13 protein-coding genes are annotated in these 21,051 nt (G+C 54.0%); all 13 read left to right on the plus strand.

Annotated features, from left to right (window positions below; translation table 11 throughout):
• Positions 1 to 16 precede the first annotated feature (16 nt).
• The 13 genes from WKR14_RS13260 to panP all read left to right on the plus strand — a co-directional run bounded on the left by WKR14_RS13260 (position 17) and on the right by panP (position 20,755).
• Positions 17 to 1,948: an OmcA/MtrC family decaheme c-type cytochrome gene (locus WKR14_RS13260; RefSeq protein WP_420787317.1), complete on the plus strand. Its 1,932-nt coding sequence runs from the start codon at positions 17 to 19 to the stop codon at positions 1,946 to 1,948.
• 95 nt (positions 1,949 to 2,043) lie between these two features.
• On the plus strand, positions 2,044 to 4,230 hold the full coding sequence (locus tag WKR14_RS13265) for an OmcA/MtrC family decaheme c-type cytochrome (RefSeq protein WP_339086450.1): 2,187 nt from the start codon (positions 2,044 to 2,046) through the stop codon (positions 4,228 to 4,230).
• A 302-nt stretch (positions 4,231 to 4,532) separates the two neighbouring features.
• Positions 4,533 to 6,671, plus strand: coding sequence for an OmcA/MtrC family decaheme c-type cytochrome (locus WKR14_RS13270; RefSeq protein WP_339086452.1), 2,139 nt, complete (start codon positions 4,533 to 4,535; stop codon positions 6,669 to 6,671).
• A 310-nt stretch (positions 6,672 to 6,981) separates the two neighbouring features.
• Complete coding sequence (locus tag WKR14_RS13275) at positions 6,982 to 8,961, plus strand: multiheme c-type cytochrome (RefSeq protein WP_226564162.1); 1,980 nt, start codon at positions 6,982 to 6,984, stop codon at positions 8,959 to 8,961.
• 58 nt (positions 8,962 to 9,019) lie between these two features.
• Positions 9,020 to 10,018, plus strand: coding sequence for a DmsE family decaheme c-type cytochrome (locus WKR14_RS13280; protein WP_373296799.1), 999 nt, complete (start codon positions 9,020 to 9,022; stop codon positions 10,016 to 10,018).
• Between the two features lie 12 nt (positions 10,019 to 10,030).
• Complete coding sequence (locus tag WKR14_RS13285; protein WP_226564164.1) at positions 10,031 to 12,118, plus strand: MtrB/PioB family decaheme-associated outer membrane protein; 2,088 nt, start codon at positions 10,031 to 10,033, stop codon at positions 12,116 to 12,118.
• A gap of 188 nt (positions 12,119 to 12,306) precedes the next feature.
• Positions 12,307 to 13,395 carry a M35 family metallo-endopeptidase gene (locus WKR14_RS13290; RefSeq protein WP_339086457.1) on the plus strand — a complete coding sequence of 363 codons (1,089 nt, stop codon included), beginning with the start codon at positions 12,307 to 12,309 and terminating at the stop codon, positions 13,393 to 13,395.
• 201 nt (positions 13,396 to 13,596) lie between these two features.
• The gene (locus WKR14_RS13295) at positions 13,597 to 14,175 is read left to right on the plus strand and encodes a hypothetical protein (RefSeq protein WP_109247651.1); all 579 of its coding nucleotides are present in this window, start codon (positions 13,597 to 13,599) and stop codon (positions 14,173 to 14,175) included.
• A gap of 78 nt (positions 14,176 to 14,253) precedes the next feature.
• Positions 14,254 to 14,874, plus strand: a complete 621-nt coding sequence (locus WKR14_RS13300) for a uracil-DNA glycosylase family protein (protein WP_339086459.1) — start codon at positions 14,254 to 14,256, stop codon at positions 14,872 to 14,874.
• A gap of 216 nt (positions 14,875 to 15,090) precedes the next feature.
• On the plus strand, positions 15,091 to 16,239 hold the full coding sequence (locus tag WKR14_RS13305) for a sugar diacid recognition domain-containing protein (protein ID WP_039033869.1): 1,149 nt from the start codon (positions 15,091 to 15,093) through the stop codon (positions 16,237 to 16,239).
• A 155-nt stretch (positions 16,240 to 16,394) separates the two neighbouring features.
• The gene (locus tag WKR14_RS13310) at positions 16,395 to 17,753 is read left to right on the plus strand and encodes a GntP family permease (protein ID WP_025886739.1); all 1,359 of its coding nucleotides are present in this window, start codon (positions 16,395 to 16,397) and stop codon (positions 17,751 to 17,753) included.
• Positions 17,754 to 17,807: 54 nt separating this feature from the next.
• A complete protein-coding gene (locus WKR14_RS13315) occupies positions 17,808 to 18,968 on the plus strand; it encodes a glycerate kinase (protein ID WP_339086462.1) in 1,161 nt (386 codons plus the stop codon).
• A 140-nt stretch (positions 18,969 to 19,108) separates the two neighbouring features.
• On the plus strand, positions 19,109 to 20,755 hold the full coding sequence (panP, locus tag WKR14_RS13320; RefSeq protein WP_101053320.1) for a pyridoxal-dependent aspartate 1-decarboxylase PanP: 1,647 nt from the start codon (positions 19,109 to 19,111) through the stop codon (positions 20,753 to 20,755).
• The last annotated feature ends 296 nt before the right edge of the window (positions 20,756 to 21,051 follow it).

The following is a 21,051-nucleotide window of genomic DNA, read 5'->3' on the forward strand; positions in this document are numbered from 1 at the left end:
CAAGAGGCGAAGAGCGATGTCAAAGGAATACACCCCAAAAACTCCCCTGTTTTATCTAGGCGCGCCCCTGCTGACCGCCATGTTGGCTCTCTCAGGTTGCGGTGGTGATGATGGCAACCCGGGAACCCCAGGCGAACCGGGCGGCGAGCCGGCGATGAATATCAGTATGCTCAAAATTGAGGTCAAGGAAACGGCTCTCGAAGAGGGCATTACCCGGGTAGATTACCGGGTCACCAATCAGGATGACGAGCCTGTGGTTGGTATCCCCTCCGGGCGCTTCATTGCCGCGCAGTTGTTGCCGGAAGGCACCAGTGGCGCAGGCAACAGCAGTGAATGGCAGTATTTCACCGCCGAGACCTGCTCCAGCAGCTGCCCTGGCACCTATGTTGACCATAAAAATGGCAACTACTCCTACAGTTTCAGTGCCCCTTTCGACGGTATGAATGAAATAGCTGAAATCGCCGGCGCCACCCACAGAGTGGTGATCAAACTCGGTGGTGATACCTTGGCCGATGGCACCGCATTGCCGGTAACCAATGACCATTACGACTGGCAGCCACCCTCTGGGGCTCCGGCCTACAGCCGCAACATTGTCTCCATCGACACCTGTAACAGCTGTCACAATGACCTGGCGTTTCACGGCGGTAACTATAACCAGGTGGAAACCTGTGTCACTTGCCACAATGCCACTCGGATCAGCAATCCGGAAAACATCTTCCCGCAAATGATCCATGCCAAACATCTGGCCGGATTCCCCAAACCCTTGTCTGACTGTCAGACCTGTCATAAAGAGGATGAAACCCTCAGCGAACAGCACAACTGGTTCCGGGTGCCAACCATGGAGTCCTGTGGCAGTTGTCATAACAATATCGACTTCATTAAAGGCGAAGGTCATCCGGCGCAAGCGGATAACAGTAATTGTGTCGCTTGCCACAATCCGGATTGGACCCGCGAAGTCCATGCCAATCAGCAGAACATGGTGGCCCTAGAGCAATTCAAGGCCGAGGTCACCAACGCCAGTGTCAGCGGCAGCAGTTTGAGCTTCTCGCTCAAGTTGAGTAACCCGCAGACAGGTGCAGCCTATAACGACAGCGCCGACAAACAGCTGTTTGTCAGCGATCTCAGGATCTACGCCAACTGGGGCACCAGCTTTGATTACGCCACCCGCTCTGCCCGCTCAATTCGAGTGCATGAAGTGGCGCCGCTGTCCGGAAGTAATGGAGTCTATCAGTATCAGTTGGATGGACTGACCATTCCAGCCGGCAGTGAAGCCGATGCAGGCACCCTGGCGATTCAGGGCCGCGTCTGTGCCAGCCAAGGCATGCTGGTTGACTGCAGTGACAGCGCCGCCAGTGTGCTGGTTATCAAGTCGAGCCATCAGTCGTTCAACATGGCGGGCCTCACCACGGCCGGGCGGCGCCAGGTGGTCAGCAACGAAACCTGTGGCAGCTGCCATGGCGATCAGCAATTGAACTTCCACGGTGCCCGCAACGACTTGGCCGGTCAGTGTCAACTGTGCCACAACCCCAATATGCAGGCCGATGCCACCGCTGCCAATCCGTCGGCAACGAGTGCCGACTTCAAACAGCTGATCCATGCGCTGCACTCTGCCCGCTACGAAGGGTTCGAGACGCTGCAATTCCCGGGGAACATAGGCAACTGTGCTCACTGCCACAGCAAAGATGAAAATGGCGTGCTGAGTATGGCGCTGCCGCTCAACTCGGCAGTGCAACCCTTAAGTCTGAATGACGGCAGCTTCACCAGCCCAACGGCGGCAATTTGCAGTAACTGCCACCAGAGCGATGGTGCCCGCAACCATATGACACAACAGGGAGCCGTATTCCAGGGCTCTGAAGCCGATGCCAAGGCAGGAACAGAAAGCTGCGCCACCTGTCATGGACAAGGCGGCCTGGCCGATGTCACCAAGGTGCATCCTATCGCTCAGTAACAACAATAAGCCGCCCTTTAAGGGCGGCAATAACAGGAAAGAGCCGGTATTTAAACACTGGCTCAGTCGTGCAATCAAAGCAATGCAGGGAAATAATGATGAAAAGCTCAAGACTGGTTAAAGGGCATACCCGCCTGGCATTGGCCACTCTGATGTCGCTGACGCTCATGGCATGTGGCAGTGACGGCAAGGATGGCGAAGACGGTAAGGACGGCGTGATCGGAGTGAATATCGATGCCACTCCCACCCTCAAGGTCAAGTTTACCGACGCCAAAGTGGAAGCAGGAAAGGTCACTGTTGACTTTATGTTGACCAACGCCAATGGCGTAGCTGTGCTGGGTCTGAACAAAGACTATGACCTCAGATTTGGTATCGCTCAGCTGACACATGTGACCGAAACCATAGGTGAAGGCGAAGAAGCCAGAGAAGCCGACTGGGGATTCCAATGGCAAGCCTATATCAATAGCCTCAAACAACCATCATCGGTTCCCGATGGGGTGGACAACCTCAGTCCATCGCCTCAGTATCAGGCTGGAGTCGAAGCCGCCAGCGCCTGCGATACCTGTCTGGTGGACAATGGCGATGGCAGCTATAGCTATAGTTATCAGGTCAATATTGCCGAAGTCACAGAGCCGCTGGCCATAGCTTATGATGCCGATGCCACTCAAAGGGCCACGCTGGAACTGAAACTGCCTCAAATTACCGCCAATGCCCATTATGATTGGCAACCGTCCAGCGGCAAGACAGAAGGCATTCAGACCCGCAATGTGGTCACCATTGATGCCTGTTACACCTGTCACCAACCGGACAGCCTGGAGCTGCACGGCGGACGGCGGATAGCGCTGGAAAACTGCGCCTCCTGCCATACTGCGACCTCTGGTGATCCTGAGTCGGGTAACAGTGTGGAGTTCACCTATCTGATCCACGCCATTCACCGCGGCGCAGAACGGCATACCTATGATGCCGATGGCAATGAAGTGCCGGCACCATACAAGATTGTCGGTTATGGAGGCAGCGTCCACGACTATGGTGTGGTCGGCTTCCCCCGTAAGCCTGCTTCAGACTGTAGCGTCTGTCACCAGGAAGGCAGTGGCGCCCCGGCCAATGCCGACTTGTTCAAGGCAGAGAAAAGCAATACCGCCTGTGTCGCCTGTCACACGGAAAAACCTTCATCCCACCACTCCAGCACAGATTGTATGGCTTGCCACAACACGGACAATACCTATCACGGTACCGGCAGCGCAGCCAAGCGCCACGGTGATGTGATGCAAGCCTTCACTCTGGCTGCCGAACTGAGCGTCAAGGTGTTGGAGGTCAGCAGCAACACCGGCAAGATGACCTTTAAAGTGCAGGTTTTGGACAAAGACGGTAACGCCATGGAGCAAAGCTTTATCGATCAGAGTAGCCGTATGATAGTGGGCTGGGATGTAGACAAGGACTACCCAGCCTACAACGAAGCCTCCTACAGCCAGCGCCGTATTCGTCTCAGTGAAGGCAGTTTTGACGCCACCAGCAAGAGCTATACGCTGACTCCGGCGTTTGATATGCCGGCAAACCCGGATGGCAAGAGCTTTGAAATCTGGTCGGCACTGGAAGCCTGCTTCAATAACGGCGGTTATGGTGTTGCCGATATTCAACTGACAGACTGTGCAACCGACGGCGTTCGCTCTGTGGCTATCCAGCAGGAACCCTACCGCTTTGTCTGGGGCAACAATGGTGTCGACAGCAGTATGGATGCCATGGCCCGCCGCGCCATCATAGACCCGACCAAGTGTCAGAGTTGTCATGGCAAGGAGATCCATCACTATGACAATGGCGTCAACTGCCAAACCTGCCATACACCGGATAAGACACTGCGAAATGATGCCGATTATCCCGGCGGCAAAATCCCCTCAAGCTTTGCCTGGAAGGCACACGAGCGTGAAGGCCACTTCCTCAAATATGCAGGGCTTAAGTCCGGCACTGTGCTGAAAACCGATTGTGCCACCTGTCATGCAGAGTCCTCCGGCAGCGTCACAGGTATCACTCTGGGTCGCTCACCGGATCGCGTCTGGCGCTATGGTGACATCAGCAATGGCGGCGCGGATATCTGGGTATCCTCAGATGCCGGCTCCTGTTTGAGCTGCCACCAGCAGTACCTGAGTGATGCAGCCAAATCGCATATTCAGGCCAACGGCGGTATTCTGGATGGCATGGATGAAGCCGATGTCCGTAATCGTGCCAAAGAGGCCTGTGCCACCTGTCACACCCCGGCTCAGCTGATGACAGCACACGGCAATTAAACTCAATATTGCTACCAAAGGGAGGCTTTCGCCTCCCTTTTTTATGCAGCAAAATTCGTTAAAAAAGCCTTTAAAACACACGTTTTTTTGATCAGGATTAACTTTTTTTGATCTAGCGGTATACCCCTAAAGAAATAGTCGGATCTTAATCACATAACCCATCTAAAGTGACTGATTAATCCCCACCACTTGGGTAGCCTTGGCCTTGGAAAAATAATTCCACACACTTTCCATGGTTGATGAGATTTATTCTTATTTAACCTCTGGTTAGTGATGATTAAAATCACTTGCAGGGAAATATCATGATGAAACGGTTTAATTTCAATGCCGCGACGAAAGCGATGTTGGGTGCCGGTTTGCTGTCTCTGATGCTGGCCGGTTGTGGCAGCGACGGTTCAGATGGCGAACCAGGTAAGCCAGGTCCTGTCGGCACACCTATAAGCAAAGTCAACACGCTGAAATCCAAGATTAATTCCGCGTCTGTAGACACCAACGGCTTCCTGACAATCAACTTCAGCTTGTCTGATGCCAACGGCGCCGCCGTCTTTGGTTTGAAAAACACTGACATAGGTGCAGTCTCCTTCGGCCGTGTCGGCAGCGAAGATGAGATTGAAGGCCTGACCGATGTAGAAGGCCAAGCGAGAGAAATCTGGCTGAGCTACTTTAACAAAGACAAAGGTGATGGCTTCTACACTGGCTCTTCCTACTTCCAGGGTAAAAACTGTGAAGACTGTCTGACCGACAATCAGGACGGCACCTACACACTGAAACTGAACAAAGCCATAGATACTCTGGGTAAATACGACTACAAGGCCGACATGGTCAACGGTATTTATCTTGGCATCAAGACAGCCAATGCGGCCAACGTTAATCTGGTTAACAACAGTTTCTTCTACTGGCAACCCTCTTCCGATACTACTCAGGCCAAACCCAAGCCGATTATCGCCGATGAAACCTGTCAAAGCTGTCACAGACCCGGTCATGATGGCGCACTGGCCATGCACGGTGGCAAACACGTCACCCTGGAAAGCTGTACTTTCTGTCACACCGACTACAACAGCTACATGAAAGATGACAAGGACGAAAATGACCAAGTGATCGGTAGCCACAAATTCGACGGCTCCATCAAAGGCATGGCACACGAAGTGCACAGTCATGCCTTCTACAACGGTATTTTCCCGCAATCAGCCAGCAACTGTCAGACCTGTCACCAACCCAGTGAAACTCTAACCATGGCCGATGCCTGGAAAGCCGACAAGGATTCCGCAACCTGTCTGAATTGTCACAACAGCCCATATGCCGTGCCTTCCTGGCACTGGGATGCAGAAAACAACCAGATCCTAGAAAACAAGCAAAACTGTGTTTCCTGCCACAATGATCCTGATGGTGCCCGAGGTGCCGAACGCGCCCACTATAGCAGCAACGACAGTGCTCAGGCCGCCAAAACCCGCGTCATTTTCAATAGCATGACCTATGATGAGGCCAGCAAGACAGTCACGGCCAATATGACGGTCAAGCACGGCGACACCAATGTGACGCTGGCGCAGATTGACTCCAGCCCATACTCACACGGCGGTTTCACCAGCGCCATCGTCTTCAACGGCGTGGTTAAAGACGACTTCCTGGTTAACTACCAGAAAGTGGGTTACGACCACTTCAGTGAAGGCGCCGACGGCAGCATAGATGTCACCTTCAGCGACGGCGACTTCAAAGTAGCCGAAGTCATGGGTACACCTGAGGTCAAAGTGGCCTTGAGCAGCCAGCTGCATGTCTGCTTCGATGGCAAAGGCGCTGTAGCCAACTGTAAGCCAGTCGCAGACGGTGTTATCCCTAACTCCGGTCCTTACGTGCCATCTGACACAGTTTACTTCAATGTGGATGGCAGCAAAGTCGACAAGACGCCAAGGGTTCAACATGCCGAAATGACAGCTTGTCAGCAGTGTCACACCACTGCCATCAAGCATCGTTTCTCCAACGACATCGACGGTTGTGCCTCCTGCCACAACGGAACCAAAGACAAGAAGGGTAATGGCTCATCTAACCTGGCATACATAGTGCACTCCAAGCACTACCTGTATGACAGCTCAGGCAATGGCTTCTTCAAGAAGACAGACTGTCAGACCTGTCACGGTAAAGACGGCTTCTCACTGAAGAAAATTGCCGCCGATGCCGCGCCGGTTGCCTTCGGCAAGACCGAAGATGAAACAGAGCAGACTCTGGTATCACCACAGACTGCCGCCTGCGCCAGCTGTCACCAACCGCCATACGGCCTGAGTGAAACCACTATCAACCACATAGTGACCAATGGTGGTGTGATAGGTACAGGCCACGGTGTAGCTGCAAGTGATTATGACGCCCAGAAAGGCCAAGAAGCCTGCGCTACCTGTCATACAGACTCCCAGCTGTTGGAAGCTCACTCCAACTGGAGTTTCGATCACTAATACTTAACCCTAAAGAGAGGCTTCGGCCTCTCTTTTTTTATCTGTCAAATTGTTAAAATCGAATTAAAAAACAGCGTTTTTTTGATCGAGATTAAGTTTTTCCTACCAGCTCAAATACCTCTTTATAAATAGAAAGATCCAAGTCACACATTAACACCAGTTATGCAGCTTTTCGGCCCTGCTTGAGTTAGCCTTTTCAAGGGGAAATCCTATTTCCGGTATCGGGTTAAGGGCCAATTACATAATCAATTTGGTTGACTCAAATCAACCACTCCCTAAACCAGATACTTCCACTATTGCAGGGAACAAGATGATGAACGCACAAAAAACCAGAATCGCACTGCTGCTGGCAGCCAGTGCAGCTACTCTGGCCTTAGGTGGCTGTGGTGGCGATGATGGCAACGATGGTAATCCAGGTAACCCAGGCGGCGAGCCGGCAGGCGAAATCAAAGCACTGCATTTCAGCTTTGAGCAGGCCGTTGTCAAAGACGGTATCCCAACTGTCGAATTTACCGTGACCAACGAAGACGATATGCCGGTAGTTGGCTTGCAGAAGTTCCGCTTCGCCGCCGCTCAGTTGCTGCCGGAAGGCGCAACCGGTGCAGGTAACGCCTCTCAGTGGCAATATTTCGGCAACGAAGACTGCACTGTAAGCAGCAGCTGCGCAGGCACTTTCGTTGACCACAAAAACGGTAGCTACAGCTACACCTTCAGCAAGACACTCAATGAACTGAGTAAAGATAGCATCAGCTTCAACCCTGAGCTGGCTCAGCGGGTATTGCTGCGTGCTTACAACACACCACTGCCTGACGGCACTCTGATCCCCAACAGCAACGCCTTCGTCGACTTCAGTGCCGACTCAGGTGCTGCCGCATACAGCCGCATGCTGGTGAGTACTGATAGCTGTAATACCTGTCACGGTGACTTGGCCGACGTCAAACATAACGGTGGCTATCCTGACGTCAACTATTGTGCCACTTGCCACACTCCTGGTCGGGTTGGTGAAGGAAAAGAGTTCAATGTCCTTATTCACGCCAAGCACAAGGACCTGGGGCTGGATGCGCTTAACAGCTGCCAATCCTGTCACAACGACACCAATGTCGAGCTGACGCCCGATTGGGGCAACTGGTCCAAAGTGCCTACTGCTGCAAGTTGCGGTAGCTGCCACAGCAACATAGATTTTGCTGCAGGCCAAGGCCACAGCCAACAAACCGACAACTCCAACTGTATCGCCTGTCACAACAGCAAGTGGACAGAAGAGCTGCACACAGGTGTAACCGGTGATAAGCGCGCCGTTATCGCTCAGCGCGGTCTGGCCGCAGAGATGACAGGCAATGCCGACAACAGTGCCACTCTGACTGTGACTCTGCTGGATAAAGCCGGTAATGCGCTGGATGCCAACAAGGAGCTGGCCAAGATCAAGCGCCTGGAAACCATCACTAACGTGGGCCCTAACTTCCCTGTCATGGGCTACAACGTCAGCCCTGGAAGCGGTAAAGCCAAGGTTGCCAAAGATCTGGTTAAAGACGGCCAGCTGCAGGACGCCGTGACCCTGGTTGACGGCAAGCTGCAATTTACCGTTCAAGATCTGCCTTTCGGTGCCGGTGATGCCGATACTGCCTTCAGCTTTATCGGTCTGGAAATGTGCAACCAAGGCAGCGAGCTCATCGCCTGTGCCGATGGCGTTGCCACTACCAGTATGAAAGCTCAACTGGCCTTCGCTACCAAGTCGGGTGATGCGCCTAGTCACCGTCATATCGACTCTGTGGACTTTGCCACCTGTGAAGGCTGTCACAGCGACACCTTCGAACTGCACAAAGGCCACCACTCCGGCTTTGTGATGACAGACCAGCTTGCTCGCGAAGTGAATGGCAAGCTCACCGTCGGTGTTGATGGCTGTGTGGCCTGTCATACACCTGATGGGACTTACGCCAGCGGTGCCAACAAAGGCGCCTTGGAGATGAAACTGCACAAGACCCACATTGAAAAGGCTCACGGCCTGATCGGTGGCAACTGTTCAGCCTGTCACAGTAAGCTGAATCTTGATGCCTTCAAGAACAAAGGCGCTCTGGCCACCTCAGCAGGTAAGTACACCACGCCTATCACTGCTACCTGTACTTCTTGTCACACTGTCGGTGGTGACTACATGGTACACACCAAGGAGCAACTGGAAGCCTACGGCGCTGTGGTAGATGGTGATTACACCCCTGCCAACCAGGCTGCGCAGCTGGAAACCTGTTTCTACTGCCACAAACCAACCGCCGCAGATCACACTCAGGTGAAGATGTAATTTGCCCAGGCCGGGGGAGTTACCTCCCCCGTCTTTCAAGGGTTTGGACAAATTAAGGATGCCTAATATGAGAATCAGCAAAAATATACCAACACTGCTAAGCGCCCTGCTGGCGACGGCAGTGTTATCTTTTGGTATCACCCAGGTGGCTCACGCCTCCAAGTGGGACGCCAAAATGAGCCCGGAAGAAGTGGAAGCGACTTTGGATCAGAAGTTTGCCGAAGGCAGCTACTCTTCCAAGGGCGCCGACTCCTGTCTGATGTGCCACAAGAAGTCAGAGAAGGTCATGGACCTGTTCAAAGGGGTTCACGGTGCCATCGACTCCAGCAAGAGTCCTATGGCCGGACTACAATGCGAAGCCTGTCACGGCCCTATGGGCAAACACAACCGTGGCGGTAACGAACCCATGATTACCTTCGGTAAGGGTTCAACCCTGGCAGCCGACAAGCAGAACAGTGTCTGTCTCTCCTGTCACCAGGATGACAAGCGTATGTCCTGGAACGGTGGTCACCACGACAACGCCGATGTTGCCTGTGCCTCTTGCCACAGCGTGCATACCGCCAAGGATCCTGTGCTCTCCAAGAACACTGAAATGGAAGTCTGTACCAGCTGTCACACCAAGCAAAAGGCTGATATGAACAAGCGTTCCAGCCACCCGCTGAAGTGGGCACAGATGGTGTGCAGCGACTGTCACAACCCTCACGGCAGCACCACAGATGCCGATCTGAACAAGGCGTCAGTCAATGACACTTGTTACAGCTGCCATGCGGAGAAGCGCGGCCCAAAACTCTGGGAGCATGCACCCGTCACTGAGAATTGTGTCACTTGCCACAATCCCCACGGCAGTGTTAACGATGGCATGCTGAAGACCCGAGCGCCGCAACTATGTCAACAGTGTCACGCCAGCGACGGCCACGCCAGCCGTGCCTATCTGGGTAACACAGGCATGGGTTCTCAGGTCAACGACAACGCCTTTACCGGTGGTCGCAGCTGCCTGAACTGTCACAGCCAGATCCATGGTTCCAACCATCCATCCGGCAAGTTGTTCCAACGCTAAGGAGGCGGGAAGATGAAATTCAAACTTAATTTGATCACCCTGGCTCTGCTGGCTCCTGCCAGCCTGGCGATGGCCGCTGACGGTTATGACTTGGCCAACGCCAATACCGAAAAGGTGAAGTTTTCGGCCTGGAGCTGTAAGGGTTGCGTCAGTGAAACCGGTGTATCCGGCACTATTGGCGCCGGGGTCGGCTATAACGACTCTGACGATATCCGTTCTGCCAACGCCTTTGCCGCCGAAGATGACTTTGCCGGCAAGGTGGACGCAGACCTGAGCTATCGCGGTGAAAACGGCTATCGAGCCAGTATCGAAGCCGATAATCTGGGTATGGAAAACGGCCGGGTCGATATCAATGCCGGTAAACTCGGGCAGTACAACATCAACCTGAACTACCGTCAGATCCACACCTATAAGACAGACTCAGCCATGAGCCCTTATCTGGGAGCCGGCAGCGGCAACCTGACACTGCCGGCTAACTGGCAGACAGCCGGTGGCAGCAGCGAGATGCCCATGCTGTATGACAGCCTGAGCCCACTTGAGCTGTCGCTCAAGCGCAAGCGCGCGGGCCTGGGCCTTGAATATCAAGGTGAAGAGCTGTGGAGCACCTATGTCACCTATATGCGCGAAGAAAAAACCGGCCTGAAAACTGCGTCCGGCAGCTTCTTCAACCAGTCAATGATGCTGGCCGAGCCTGTGGACTACACCACAGACACCATAGAGGCCGGGATCAAACTCAAGGGTGACAACTGGTTTACCGCACTCAACTACAATGGTTCATTCTTCAAGAATGACATCCAGACCTTGAGATTCGATAACGCCTTCAACCCAACCTTTGGTGCCCAAAGGGCGGGCTATATGAGCCTGGATCCGGATAACGAGTCTCACACAGTGACCTTGAGCGGCCAATTTGCCCAGAAAGGCGCCGTGGTCAGCGGCCGTTTGTTTGCCGGACAGATGACCCAGGATGAGGCCTTTATCACCTCGGGTTACGGCTATCAATTGCCGCAGGAATCCCTGGACGGTAAAGTCGATATCCTCGGGATGAACCTCAAGGCGGTCAAACGCGCCACCCGCAATCTGCGGATAAGCGGCAGTTATGATTACTACGACAGGGACAACCAGACCCAGATCCAGGAATGGACTCAGATCAGTATCAATAACGTCAGTGGTCGTGTGGCCTACAACACCCCTTATGACAACACCAGTCACAAGGCCAAGTTGGCCATGGATTACCGGATTGCCAACGGCATGAAGTTGGACGCAGGTTATGACTACCGTCGTGATGAACGCAGCTATCAGGACAGGGAAATCACCGACGAGAACAGCGTTTGGGCCCGTTTCAGTCTCAACAGCTTTGAACACTGGAATATGTGGATCAAGGGCAGCTATGGCAAGCGCGATGGCTCAGAGTACGAAACATCTGAGTGGACCTCTTCCGAGTCCAACAAGTTGCTGCGCAAGTACAATCTGGCCGACCGCAAGCGCACTCAGGTTGAGGCCAGGGTGACTCACAGCCCTATCGACACCCTGACCTTGGATTTCGGTGCCCGCTATGCGCTGGATGACTACAACAACACGGTTATCGGTTTGACTGAATCCAAAGACCTCAGCTATGACGCCAGCATCAGCTATTTGCTGACAGACGATCTCAGCCTGAGTGCCTTCTACAACCATCAGACCATAGACTCAGATCAGGCCGGCAGCAGCAACTTCAGCACTGTCACCTGGACAGGAACCGTGGAAGACAAGGTAGATGTCATAGGGGCCGGTTTGGCCTACGACAACCTGCTGGAGAAGAAACTGCGTCTGGGGCTGGATTACACCTACTCTGACTCGGATTCCAGCACTCAGGTACGCCAAGGCATCACAGGCGACTATGGCGATTACTATGCCAAAGTGCACAACGTTAACCTCTATGCCCAGTATCAGGCTACTGAGAAAATGGCGCTGCGTCTTGACTACAAGATGGAGAAATACGAGGACAACGACGCAGGTAACGATATCGCCCCGGATGGTATCTGGAACCTGGTCAGCTTTGGTGACAACAGCCATGACTACACGGCTCACCTGATCATGTTGAGCGTCAACTACCGTCTGTAATTCTCGCTCTTAGCTCCCAAAAGCCCGCTTTTCGCGGGCTTTTTTATCTCTTCCCACCCTCACCCCAAACCAACAAGCATTCGGTAAAATTCCTCTTGCCAGCGGCCCTTTTTGCAGCTTACACTGCGAAACGTTACATCTTTGTAACAATTATAACAATTAAGATTATATGACCTGAGGACAATGGCATGAGAATCACTCATACACTACAAGGAATAGCCTTGCTCGCGGCCCTTTCCAGCACCAGCGCGCTGGCCGATAACATTCGTGCCAGCCTGGAGATGAGCCAGCAGAGCTATAAGGCCAGTGATAACGTGTTGGTCACTGTGACCCTGACCAATGACGCCAACCAGCCGGTAAAACTGCTCAAGTGGTACACAGCCGCTGATGGAGTGGAAGAATCCCTGTTCAAAGTCAATGCCGATGGCCTTGACCGTCACTATCTTGGTGCCCATTTCAAACGCCCGGCACCCGGCAAACAGGACTATATCAAACTCAAATCCGGTGAGAGTGTGTCCTATCAGGTAGAGTTATCCTCACTTTACGACATGAGCAGCAGCGGCAACTACGAGATAAGCTATGATGTCAGTTCGTTGCAACTCTTCTCCCCCAACCCGGGCCAACAAAAGAAACTGGCCCGCTTAGGGATAGAAGGGATACATTCAGATCCGGTCAGCTTCTATGTGGAAGGCCGTGAATTCAAGTCCGGCGCCAACAAGGGTAAACCCGGCAGTGGCGATGGCGGTACGTCACCCGACGGTATCAGCTTTACCGGCCGTTGCAGCAATTCCCAACAGAGCGATATTCTGGCGGGACTGGATGCCGCCCGCGCCATGGCGGCCGACAGCAAACAATACCTCGCGAGCAACAACAACCCCTCAAGCTCGGTGCGTTATGCCACCTGGTTTGGCAGTTACAACAGCAGCCGCTGGAATAGCGTCAGCAGCAACTTCAGTGCCATAGACTCGGCCTTGAACAATCAGCCACTGACCTTCGATTGCAGCTGTAAGAAGAGCTATTACGCCTACGTTTACCCGACTCAACCCTACAAGATCTACATGTGTAACGCCTTCTGGAGCGCACCGGTATCGGGCACCGACTCCAAGGGCGGCACCATAGTCCATGAAATGAGTCACTTCAATGTGGTGGCGGGAACCGATGACATTGTCTACGGCCAAAGTGGCGCCAAATCGCTGGCCCTGAGTAATCCTGCCCAGGCGATTCAAAACGCCGACAGCCACGAATACTTTGCTGAAAACACCCCCTTTCAAAACTAAGGAAGCTATAGCAGATTAGTTTACCTTTCGTGGGCCGGCTCCTCCGGCCCACCTCCCTGTTACCTTGTGAGCTTGGGCGGACGGAACTGCCCCCTTTTTTCCTCATAGTCTCAGAGCCATCCCATAACAGCCATCAAGCACTTGCAAGCCTTTCGCCTTTAAGCCAATGTAAGGCGCAACCTTTATGATGAGAATCTATTGATGAAGTTGAAATATCCTTGTGCCTTGGTCGCCCTTTTTCCGCTATCGGCCATGGCTGCACAACCCGAGGGGTTAATGGCCGGGGTGTTTACCATACTGGTGCTGGGTGGTTTTACTCTGGTTAACCTGCTACTGCAGCTGGTTTTTTACTTCAACGGCCAATATAGCCGCCCTAGGTTTGTCCGCAGCCATATCTATTGGACCTTGCCCATTCCGCTCATTACCCTGTTACTTGTCCTCTGGGATCATGCCTCTGTTGCCGATCTCAGTATGAACTTCGGTTTGGTGTTGATAGCCGTGGCACTGGCGTTGTTGCCACTGCAACTGAAAAACTCGGCCAAGGGCGCCGGACCTCAGGCTGGTTGGCGCCTGCTGGCAACCTCCGCCTTATTGTTGCTGCTGGCCAATTTCATCTGGCCACTGACTATCCCGGCGATGCTTATCGCCTGGAGTGCTAGCGATTGGCAGCAGCGCAGAGAAAACGGCTTTAAGCTCAGCCGGATAGTGTTACTGCTGGCGGCGCTGGGGCTGACATTGTATGAAGGCTTTCAGGCCTGGCAACATTTTTTCGGTGCCTGATTTTCGAAGCCTGATTTTCGGAGCCTAGTTTTCGAAGCCTAAGTAGGGTCTGATATCCATCAAAAACCAGGAAATATAATGAAAACTGCCGCTCTGCCCAGTGATTTCCCGCTACTCAATGAGGTGCGAGCCTGCACCCTGTGCCGGGATAAACTGCCGCTGCCGCCCAAGCCGATACTGCAGGCCCACCCTGACGCCAGGATTTTAATCGCGGGGCAAGCGCCCGGCAGAATAACCCATGAGCGTGGCCTGCCCTTTGACGATGCCAGCGGCGACCGGCTAAGGCAGTGGCTGGGGGTGAGCCGAGAGCAGTTTTATAACCCCAGGCTGTTTGCTGTCATTCCCATGGGATTTTGCTATCCGGGAACAGTTGAAAAACAGGGTCGCAAGCAGGGTGATATGCCGCCGCGGCCAGAATGCTCTGCTACCTGGCACCCAAGGCTTTTTGCCGCCCTGCCCAATATTGAGCTGACGCTTATCCTTGGCAAATACGCCATGGCCTGGCACCTTAATGGCAGTCCGCTGGCCAAGGCGTCCGTCAGCACCGCCGTGGCAGAAGCTGACTCGCTGTGGCCGACAAAACTGGTGCTGCCTCACCCGAGTCCGCGTAATCGCCTCTGGTTTAAACAGCACCCGGAATTTGAGCAAAACCTGTTACCCAGGCTCAGGCAGAGAGTCGCCGAGTTATTGGCACATTAGGGTCTGTTGACCCTTGAAGATGGTTTTTGCAGCTTTTGTCGTTTTTTATACCAAACAACGACAAATGCTACTCAAAGGGCTCGGCTAGACGCGCTTTACTTTTTGTTGCAAGGTATTTACCTAGGCCCCTAGGCTGCATACCTTGCGTCGCGATTAAAACGCGTCTAGTACGAGCAAAATTCAACCATGAAAGGTCAACAGACCCTAGAGGCTCGCATGTATTTTCTCGACGCCGCGACCGCGCAGCAAATAGTGGATCGCACCATGAACATCATCGACCACAATATCAATGTGATGAACAGTCAAGGGGTGATCCTCGGCTCCGGCGACAAGCAGCGACTCAACAGTGTCCATGAAGGCGCCCTTCTGGCCATAGCCCAAAACCGCACTGTAGTGATAGATGAAGGCAGTCGCCACAGCCTGCACGGCGTCAAACCCGGGATCAACCTGCCGCTGCACTACCACGGCAAGATAATCGGCGTTGTTGGCATTACCGGTAATCCGGCGGAGCTGCTGCACTATGGCGAGTTGTTGAAAATGACCGCCGAAATGATGGTCGAGCAAGCCAACTCCCTCGAGCTGGATCTCTGGCATAAACGCCAGCGGGAAGAGTTTATTCTGCAACTGCTGAAACGTGACAGTTATAGCGAAAGCGATTTTTGTGCCTGGGCCGCCCAGCTGCAGATAGATCTGCAAAAACCCAGAGTTGCCGCCGTGATAGAACTCGCCAAAGGCGAAAGCAAGGCCACAGATCTCAAGGAGATCCAGCGCTTACTCGAGTATCCCCAAAGGGACAACCTGGTGGCCATGACCGCCATGGATCAGTTGGTGATCCTCAAACCCGCCTTTCTCGATGGTCGCAGCTGGGATCCGGCGCTTGAGGATCTGCGAATCGAGAAATTGCTTGCCCGTTTGCCGGCCGACACCCAGGGCCGGCTCAAAATCGCGCTGGGGCATTTCTTTCCCGGTGAAGGCGGTATTCGGCGCTCATATCAAACCGCGCTGGAAACCCTGAGATTGGGAAAGAAACGCGCGCCGGAAAAGACCAAATACCTCTATCAGGATCACGCGCTGGCGGTATTGTTGTCCGGGCTGGTTAATAGCTGGCGCGGTCAGGAACTGGCTGCGCCTTTTCGCAAACTGCAACAGCATGACAAAAAGGGCCTGTTGCTGCGTACACTGAGTGCCTATCTGCAACACTTCGGCGACCAGCAACAATGTGCCAAGGCCCTGTTTATCCATCGTAATACCCTGAGATACCGCCTGGAGCGTATCAGTGAAATCACCGGCATAGAACTGCAAAGCCTGGATGGATTACTGCAACTCTACCTGGGGGAAGTCCTCAGTCGCCTGGAACACAAATAATTGTGCATACGCACAAAAAACTCCCCTCTTTCAGGGGGGAATTCCGTATTTTCCCCTAAAGCCATCACGGCGCGGCAACTGGGATAATAATCGCCAGCCCGCCTTTGCGCCGGCGCCCCAACCCTACACAAATAACGACCCAATAAGGGACACTTATGAGCCTGGTACTAGTACTATTGGCGGTGATCATCTTTATTGTTATCGCCACCTCAACATTTAAACTACACCCCTTTTTGACGCTGTTGCTGGCGTCATTTATCGCCGCCTTCGGATTCGGCCTGCCCGCCGGGGAAATCGCCAAAACCATCAGTGGTGGTTTTGGAGGTATTCTTGGTTATATAGGGCTGGTGATAGTCCTGGGAACTATCATAGGCACAGTGCTGGAAAAGAGCGGCGCGGCCATCACCATGGCCGATGTGGTCATCAAGGTGCTCGGGCAGCGCTTCCCGACTCTGACCATGTCCATCATAGGTTATATCGTTTCCATCCCGGTGTTTTGTGACTCGGGCTTTGTGATCCTCAACAGCCTGAAACAGTCTCTGGCCAATAGAATGCAGGTTTCCAGCGTTGCCATGAGCGTCGCCCTGGCCACCGGCCTCTATGCTACCCACACCTTTGTGCCGCCCACTCCCGGCCCGATTGCCGCCGCCGGTAACCTGCAACTGGAAGCCAGTCTGGGGCTGGTGATTGCCGTCGGCATCCTGGTTTCTGCCGTTGCCGCCTTCGCCGGTTTACTCTGGGCCAACCGCTTTATGAACACTGAGCCGGATGGTGAAGGCGCCGAAGAGCTCAAGGCTTCTGCCGAAGAATTTGAAACACTCAAGGCTGCTTATGGCAAGCTGCCAAGCCCCTTGGCGGCGTTCTCACCTATTTTTGTTCCTATTTTGCTGATCTGCCTTGGCTCTATCGCCGCCTTCCCTTCCAAGCCCATGGGTGAAGGCATGCTGTTCAGCCTGTTCCATTTCCTCGGCCAACCGCTCAACGCCTTGATGATAGGCCTGGGGCTGTCACTCTTGCTGCTCAAGGGCGACAACAAGGTCAAAGAGTTTTCCGATCGTATCTCACAGGGCCTGGCTGTTGCCGCCCCCATACTGCTGATTACCGGGGCCGGCGGCGCTTTTGGCGCTGTGATCAAAGCCACGCCTATCGGTGACTTTATCGGCACTTCACTGTCAGCTCTGGGTATAGGTATCTTTATGCCCTTCCTGGTGGCGGCGGCACTGAAGTCGGCTCAAGGCTCCTCCACTGTGGCGCTGGTAGCCACTTCGGCTCTGGTAGCCCCCATGTTGGGAGATATCGGCCTTGGCAGCGAAATGGGCCGGGTGCTGACCGTCATGGCCATAGGCGCCGGTGCCATGACAGTGTCCCACGCCAACGACAGCTTCTTCTGGGTGGTTACTCAGTTCAGCCGTATGAGCGTAGCCCAGGCCTATCGGGCTCAGACCATGGCGACCCTAATTCAGGGGATCACCGCCATCATCTTCGTCTGGCTGCTTAGCCTGGTTCTGCTCTAAACTCTTCCCTTGCTGCTGCCGGTTTCACCGGCAGCCCGTTGTACAGGAAATCAGATGAAAATAGTGATAGCACCGGATTCCTTCAAGGAAAGCCTGAGCGCCCTCGAAGTTGCCAATGAAATTGAAGCAGGCTTTAAACACAGGCTGCCGGATGCCGAGTACCTCAAAGTGCCGGTGGCCGACGGCGGCGAAGGCACAGTGCAATCTATGGTCGATGCGACCAATGGTCACCTGGTCGAGCTTGAAGTCTGTGGCCCACTCGGACAACCAGTGAAGGCCCATTACGGCATTCTGGGTACAGAAGGCACTCATGGCGCCAGAACTGCAGTTATCGAAATGGCGGCCGCCTCCGGGCTGCATCATGTCAGCCCGGCGCTTCGCAATCCAAGGCTCACCACCAGTTACGGCACCGGCGAGCTGATTGTCGATGCCATGGAACGTGGTATTCGCCACTTCATCATCGGCCTTGGCGGCAGTGCCACCAATGATGGCGGCGCCGGTATGGCCAAGGCGCTGGGCGCCAAACTATTGGATAGTGCCGGGCTGGAGATAGGCCCGGGCGGCGCGGCGCTCGTGGCCCTGGCAACACTGGACTGCAGCCAACTGCATCCGGCGCTCACTGACTGCCATTTTGAAGTGGCCTGTGATGTGGACAACCCTTTATGTGGCGAGCGCGGCGCTTCGGCGGTATTCGGGCCGCAAAAGGGAGCCACAGAGGAAATGGTCGCCGAGCTTGACGCCGCCCTCGGCCACTTTGCCGATATTCTGGTTCAGAGCGGCTTTGAAGATAAGCGCCTGCAAAGTGGCGCCGGCGCCGCCGGTGGCATGGGGCTTGGGGTAATGGCATTTCTGGGCGCCAAGCTGCGCCCCGGTATCGACATAGTCATGCAGGCCGTGGGGCTTGATGCCAAACTCGAAGGCGCTGCACTGGTTATCACCGGCGAAGGACGTATAGATGGACAAACCATCTATGGCAAGACGCCCATGGGAGTTTTGCGCCTGGCAAAGGCACGCAACATTCCCGTGATTGGTATTGCCGGCTGTTTGGGAGCGGGCTCAGAGCTGGTGTTGGAGCAGGGAATGAGCGCCATTTTTGATATCATTCCCTCAGCCAGCGACTTGCCCAAGGCGCTGGCCGAAGCCAGAACCAATCTGCAGCGCACCTCAAGCAATATCGCCGCTCTGCTGGCTCTGCAACTGAATAACGCCAATTGATTTTTCGCGGGCCAACCTCTGTGGCCCGCCGCTTTTTCGTTTCAGTTTCAACTTGTCTGACCGTAATCCTTGCAGTAAAGTGAGCTGCCATTTCAAGACCTGTGCAGACACAGGCAGATACAGTGTGAGACCAAAGCCCAATGACCGCCAGCAAGCAACGCCAGGCCACCGCCTCAGAAAACTCTCTGATGCGTATCTTTACCGTGCCCGAAGCACCGGAATCGACCCTGAGCCGCATAGAGCAGGCCTTGTCTCAAGATCTCGCCGGTTTCCTGACCCAGAATATCGCCGCGCTGGAAAAGCCCCTGAGTGAAATCGAAAAAGATTTCCAGGCCTTTGAAATCCCGCGTCAACCCAGATTTGTTTCTGACTACACAGAAGAGATGATGCAGAATTTGGTGGCGCATTCAGTACACACCGCCGCCCCCAGCTTTATCGGCCATATGACATCGGCACTGCCCTACTTCGTGTTGCCCTTGTCGAAAATGATGGTGGGCCTGAATCAGAATCTGGTCAAAATCGAAACCTCCAAGGCCTTCACTCCCTTGGAGCGGCAGGTGCTGGGAATGATGCATCACCTCATTTATGGCGAAACCACCGACTTCTACCACCAGTGGATGCACAGCGCCAATCATGCTCTGGGAGCCTTCTGCTCCGGTGGCACTGTAGCCAATATCACCGCCCTATGGATTGCCCGTAACCAACTGCTCAAGGCTGACGATGAATTTCGCGGTATCAACCGCGAAGGCTTAGGCGCGGCGCTCTGCCATTACGGTTGGAAGGGCCTGGCGATACTGGTGTCCGAGCGCGGCCATTACTCCCTGGGCAAAGCCGCCGATCTGTTGGGCATTGGCCGGGATAACATAGTTTCAATCGCGACCGATGCCAACAATAAGGTCGATGTCGACGCCATGCGCGAGGCGGCCACCAAGCTGGCCAGGCAGGGCATCCGAGTCATGGCGATAGTCGGCGTCGCCGGCACCACAGAAACCGGTAACATAGACCCTCTGCCAGAGCTGGCCGAGTTGGCAACCGAGCTCAATTGCCACTTTCATGTTGATGCCGCCTGGGGCGGAGCCAGCTTGTTATCCAGCAAATATCGCCATCTGCTCAAAGGGATAGAAATGGCAGACTCAGTGACCATAGATGCCCATAAACAGATGTATGTTCCTATGGGTGCCGGTATGGTGCTGTTCAAACAGCCTGAACTGGCCCGGGCAATTGTGCATCATGCCGAATATATTTTGCGTAAAGGTTCCAAGGATTTGGGCAGCCAGACTCTGGAAGGTTCCCGTCCAGGAATGGCCATGCTGGTGCATGCCTGCATGCAGATAATCGGCAAGGAAGGCTATGAAATACTGATCAATAATTCGCTTGAAAAGGCCCGCTTCTTTGCCGGCTTGATTGAGCAACACAGCGAATTTGAACTGGTGAGTCCGCCCGAGTTGTGTCTGCTCACCTACCGTTGGTGCCCCTCTTGGGCACAAACTGCTCTGAACCGGCAATTGGCACAGGGCAATCTTGAAAAGGTCAAAGAGATCAATGGCATTCTTGATGACCTCACTCGTGCCATTCAGAAAAAACAACGTGAACAAGGCAAGTCTTTTGTGTCCCGCACCCGGATCCAACCCGCCCGATATCACAGAGAAACCGTGACTGTATTCCGGGTGGTGCTGGCCAACCCGCTGACCACAGACACCATACTGGCAGATGTATTAAACGAACAAACTGAGCTGGCAGCTTCTGAAACCGGGCTACTACAGGTGCTAAAGCAAGCCTGCTGCTAAAAAGGGGCGAACAAGTTTCATCTGTGCTCTGCGGCGTGACTTACAAACCCGTAAGCCACGCCCTTGGCAACCCACTATCGTATCTGTGGCATTCAAGGGCGCATCTGCGGCAAATCCTTAATCTCTATCTTGCCGCTCTGGGTTGACTTGAAAACTGCCGCTTAAATGAACACAGGCAATAAACTCTTTACTCTTCTAAAAATAAACATGTTTACTGCAAGTGCACTCATCTAAGGAAGGTGTGAACAAGTCCCATGTGTGCTGTGGGTCGGCTTACGGGCCTGGATGCAAGGCGT

Origin of the sequence: Shewanella chilikensis, from assembly GCF_037953065.1 — a bacterium.
Lineage (GTDB): Bacteria > Pseudomonadota > Gammaproteobacteria > Enterobacterales > Shewanellaceae > Shewanella > Shewanella chilikensis.